Raw genomic sequence first — 1,747 nt, forward strand, 5'->3', positions numbered from 1 at the left:
GGTAGTCCCAGGCAGATTTGAACTGCCGACCTCTACATTATCAGTGTAGCGCTCTAACCAACTGAGCTATAGGACTGGCTTCTTTCCACCTGAAACCGATTCGGCTTCAGCTTCCTGGTTTCTCTTATATGTTTTAAAATAAAATACAACAAATTCAATGAGTGTAATACCGTTAATGGTACATACCTTCGGACAGAAACTCCAGAAAGGAGGTGTTCCAGCCGCACCTTCCGGTACGGCTACCTTGTTACGACTTAGCCCCAGTCACCAGTTTTACCCTAGGACGCTCCTTGCGGTTACGTACTTCAGGTCCCCCCGGCTTCCATGGCTTGACGGGCGGTGTGTACAAGGCCCGGGAACGTATTCACCGCGCCATGGCTGATGCGCGATTACTAGCGAATCCAGCTTCACGGAGTCGAGTTGCAGACTCCGATCCGAACTGGGAATGGTTTTTGAGATTAGCATCTTGTCACCAAGTAGCAACCCTTTGTACCATCCATTGTAACACGTGTGTCGCCCCGGACGTAAGGGCCGTGCTGATTTGACGTCATCCCCACCTTCCTCGCATCTTACGACGGCAGTCTCATTAGAGTCCTCAGCTTAACCTGTTAGTAACTAATGATGAGGGTTGCGCTCGTTATGGCACTTAAGCCGACACCTCACGGCACGAGCTGACGACAACCATGCAGCACCTACACAGAAGCCATTGCTGGAAATCTACTTTCATAGATCGTCTTCTGCATTTCAAGCCCGGGTAAGGTTCCTCGCGTATCATCGAATTAAACCACATGTTCCTCCGCTTGTGCGGGCCCCCGTCAATTCCTTTGAGTTTCACCGTTGCCGGCGTACTCCCCAGGTGGATTACTTATCGCTTTCGCTTAGTCACATACGGTATATCGCATACAACTAGTAATCATCGTTTACGGCGTGGACTACCAGGGTATCTAATCCTGTTTGATACCCACGCTTTCGTGCATCAGCGTCAGTTGCGGCCCGGTATGCTGCCTTCGCAATCGGAGTTCTGCGTGATATCTATGCATTTCACCGCTACACCACGCATTCCGCCTACTTCATCCGCACTCAAGACAGCCAGTTTCAACGGCAGTGTGAGGGTTGAGCCCCCAAATTTCACCGCTGACTTAAAATCCCGCCTACGCACCCTTTAAACCCAATAAATCCGGATAACGCTCGCATCCTCCGTATTACCGCGGCTGCTGGCACGGAGTTAGCCGATGCTTATTCATACAGTACATGCAATAACCTACACGTAGGTCTTTTTATTCCTGTATAAAAGAAGTTTACAACCCATAAGGCAGTCTTCCTTCACGCGACTTGGCTGGTTCAGGCTCTCGCCCATTGACCAATATTCCTCACTGCTGCCTCCCGTAGGAGTCTGGTCCGTGTCTCAGTTCCAGTGTGGGGGATAAACCTCTCAGTTCCCCTATCCATCGTTGCCTTGGTGAGCCGTTACCTCACCAACAAGCTAATGGAACGCATGCCCATCTACTACCGATAAATCTTTAACAAATATTCCCATGCGGGACCCCTGTTTTATGCGGTATTAGTCCGAATTTCTCCGGGTTATTCCCCTGTAGTAGGCAGGTTGCATACGCGTTACTCACCCGTGCGCCGGTCGTCAGCAAAAGTATTGCTACTTCTCTGCTACCCCTCGACTTGCATGTGTTAGGCCTGTCGCTAGCGTTCATCCTGAGCCAGGATCAAACTCTTCTTTGTATATTTCTATTTT

At 50.0% G+C, this 1,747-nt stretch carries 1 tRNA gene and 1 rRNA gene; both read right to left on the reverse strand.

Going from position 1 to position 1,747, the window contains the following annotated elements:
• Positions 1-2 precede the first annotated feature (2 nt).
• Positions 3-76 (reverse strand) — tRNA-Ile (locus BGC7_RS13715).
• A 129-nt stretch (positions 77-205) separates the two neighbouring features.
• A 16S ribosomal RNA gene (locus BGC7_RS13720) occupies positions 206-1,734 on the reverse strand.
• Positions 1,735-1,747 lie beyond the last annotated feature (13 nt).

Source organism: Dysgonomonas sp. BGC7 (assembly GCF_001261735.1).
GTDB lineage: Bacteria > Bacteroidota > Bacteroidia > Bacteroidales > Dysgonomonadaceae > Dysgonomonas.